The 3,220-nt window shown below is 61.5% G+C and carries 3 protein-coding genes; 2 read left to right on the top strand and 1 reads right to left on the bottom strand.

Annotation, left to right across the window (positions count from 1 at the left end):
• The coding region (locus EOA28_RS30065) for a glycosyl transferase family 90 (protein ID WP_128315589.1) at nt 1-683 on the top strand (683 nt) is incomplete at its 5' end.
• Nucleotides 684-688: 5 nt separating this feature from the next.
• Here EOA28_RS30065 and EOA28_RS30060 read toward each other — a convergent pair.
• A complete protein-coding gene (locus EOA28_RS30060) occupies nt 689-1,732 on the bottom strand; it encodes an aldo/keto reductase (protein ID WP_127253727.1) in 1,044 nt (347 codons plus the stop codon).
• Nucleotides 1,733-1,997: 265 nt separating this feature from the next.
• Between EOA28_RS30060 and ppk2 the strand changes: the two genes are divergently transcribed.
• Nucleotides 1,998-2,918, top strand: coding sequence for a polyphosphate kinase 2 (ppk2, locus tag EOA28_RS30055; RefSeq protein ID WP_127253726.1), 921 nt, complete (start codon nt 1,998-2,000; stop codon nt 2,916-2,918).
• Nucleotides 2,919-3,220 lie beyond the last annotated feature (302 nt).

The raw sequence follows: 3,220 nt of genomic DNA, 5'->3' as shown, positions 1-3,220 counted from the left end.
ATTTCGAATATGGCGATGTCGTCGGCATTCCGGAGGTGCCGAGGATCGTCAAGGACCGGCCCATCGGCGACGACAACGCCAATGGCGTGCTGATGAAGCTGAACAAGTTCCGCCACTTCTACATGCCACCCGACAAGCTGTCCTTCGCCGACAAGCGCCCGATGGTGGTCTGGCGCGGTCATCTCAACAATCCGCTTCGCACCCGCTTCGTGGAAAAGGCCGCCGACCTACCGTTTTGCGATGCGGGTTCCCACAAGCCCGACGCGCCGGATGGATACCGCAAGCCGTTCCTGAACATCGAGCAGCAGCGGCAGTATCGCTACATTGTCTCGCTCGAAGGCAATGACGTCGCGACGAACCTGAAATGGATCATGAGCTCCAATTCGCTCTGCCTGATGCCGGAGCCGACCTACGAAACCTGGTTTGCGGAAGCCAAGGTGGAGCCCAATATCCATTACGTGCCGCTCGAGCCTGATTTCTCCGACCTTGTCGACAAGGTGGCCTATTTAGAAAAGCATCCTGCCGAGGCGGCGCGGATAACTGCCGCCGCCAACGCCTATTGCCGCCAATTCGGCAATGAACAGGACGAGCAGGCGATCTCGCTGCTCGTCCTCTATAAATATTTCGTGTTGAGTGGGCAGATAAAGCCCGATCCGGAAGTCTGGCGCTTTATCGCCGACTGACTGTTTTAGGCATGCGAGCGGTCGAGCACCTTGTCGGCCGGCCCGAACCGGTCCCTGGCGGTGAACTGCTGGTGCCAGTAGGGATAAAGCACCGGCGGGCGGCTGACCGAGTCAAGTCGCTGGCGTTCTTCCTCGGAGAGCGACAGGCTGGCCGCGGCGAGGTTGTCCTTGAGCTGCGTCTCGTTGCGTGCGCCGATCACCAGCGAGCTTACGGCCGGACGGCCGAGCAGCCAGGCCAGCGCGACCTGCGCCCCTGAGATGCCGCGCGCCTTGCCGATGTCGGAGAGCACGTCGACGATGCGCCACAGCCGGTCCACGTCGCGGATCGGCGGTTCCTTCCAGCCGCCGAGCTGGCGCGCGGTCGGGCTGTCGCGATGATATTTGCCGGAGAGCAGGCCGCCCGCCAGCGGACTCCAGACCAGCACGCCGAGGCCCTGGTCGACCGAGATCGGCAGCAATTCATACTCGGCTTCGCGCGCTTCCAGCGTGTAATGGATCTGCTGGGTGACGAACCGGGCCTGATGTCGGCTGTCGCTGACGGCAAGAGCCTTCATCACCTGCCAGCCCGACCAGTTGGAGCAGCCGATGTAACGGATCTTGCCCTGGTTGACCAAAGTGTCGAGCGCCGCGATCGTCTCCTCGACCGGGGTCAGCCCATCCCACTGGTGAACGAAATAGACGTCGATGACATCGGTCCTGAGCCGCTTCAGGCTCTTTTCGCATTCGCGGATCAGATGGTGGCGCGACAAGCCCTCGTCATTCGGACCGGCGCCGATGCGCATGCGCGCCTTGGACGCGATCAGCACGTCGTTCTTGCGCTTGCCGCCAAGCGCCTCGCCGATGATCTCCTCCGACAGCCCGTTGGAATAGACGTTGGCGGTGTCGATGAGGTTGATGCCGGCATCGATGCAGGTGTCGATGATGCGCCTGGCTTCCGAAAGATCGGAGTTGCCGACGGCGGCGAACGGGCCCGTGCCGCCGAAGGTCATGGTGCCGAGGGTCAATGTCGAAACCTTCAGGCCGGAACGGCCAAGGGTGCGGTATTCCATGTCGGGTCCTCGCGATTTTGTTTTGCAGAGGCGCCGTGGCGGGCGCGGGAAAGAGGCGAGGGATTTGTAGGACAATTCCAGCCGCTTGTCGCCCCGCTATCGATACGGGCCGATCACATATCGTCTATCATGCCCGGCTGTGGTCGCCTTGCAATAAAACCGTCATTGCGCCTCTGTATCTCAGTCGGCTTACGGAGTGGCGTGTCGGGGCGGAGCCGCGGCGCATTCCGAAGCGATGATGGCTGACAGGCGACGGAGCTGCGCGGTGAATGAAGTGAAATCGAATTCCGGGGCCAAGGACTGGCTGGAAGCCGAGCTCGAGGACACGCTCGACGAAGACTACGAGCTGGAGATTTCCGAACCGGCGCTCTCGCTCGAGATCGCCAAGATCTACAAGAAGTCGCATCCGCCTTCCATCGATCGGATGACTTATTTCCGCGAGCTGTTGAGGCTCCAGTCCGAACTGATCAAGCTGCAATCCTGGGTCGCCTACCACAAGAAGAAGCTGGTGGTGGTCTTCGAGGGCCGCGACTCCGCCGGCAAGGGTGGCGTCATCAAGCGCATCACGCAGCGGCTCAATCCCCGCATCGCCCGCGTGGTGGCATTGCCGGCGCCGACCGAACGCGAAAAGTCGCAATGGTATTTCCAGCGCTACGTGCCGCATCTCCCCGCGGGCGGCGAGATCGTGCTGTTCGACCGCTCCTGGTACAACCGCTCCGGCGTCGAGCGGGTGATGGGATTTGCCAATGCGGATCAGGTCGAGGAGTTTTTCCGCGACGTGCCGGAATTCGAGCGCATGCTGGTCCGCTCCGGCATCACGCTGGTGAAATACTGGTTCTCGATCACCGACGAGGAACAGCAGATGCGCTTTCTGATGCGCATCCACGACCCGATGAAGCAGTGGAAGCTGTCGCCCATGGACCTGCAGTCGCGCGTGCGCTGGGAGCAGTACACCAAGGCCAAGGAAGAGACCTTCGCCCGCACCAACATCAAGGAGGCGCCCTGGTTCATCGTCGAGGGCAACGACAAGAAACGCGCGCGGCTGAACTGCATCGATCATCTGTTGCAGCAGGTGCCGTATGAAGATGTGCCGCATGAAGAGATCACGCTGCCGGAGCGCGTCTTCAACCCCTCCTACGAGCGCCAGGTGCTTCCGCGCGAGCTTTACGTGCCGGAGAAGTATTGAGGCGCCCTTTTTTCCTTCTCCCCGTTCCACGGGGAGAAGGTGCCCGAAGGGCGGATGAGGGGCAGCGCCGGCTTCGGTGATTGACCTTCAATTCGCAGCGTAGGCCCAAAGACCATGGATAGGCTATCGCCAATCTCGGGCCGGCAGCGTTGCCCCTCATTGCCCTGCCGGGCATTTCTCCCCGTATAGTGACGGGGAGAAAGGGCTGTTGTCCGAACCGGATAGATAGGTAACAGAATGGACCGATTAGATGGGTGACAGTTTTCTTGCCAGCCGGGAGGACCGGCGATGGTTTGGCGAGA

Origin of the sequence: Mesorhizobium sp. M2A.F.Ca.ET.067.02.1.1 (genome assembly GCF_004023285.1) — a bacterium.
GTDB lineage: Bacteria > Pseudomonadota > Alphaproteobacteria > Rhizobiales > Rhizobiaceae > Mesorhizobium.
Note: the sequence above shows the minus strand (reverse complement) of the source record. Positions and strands in the feature narration are given on the sequence as shown.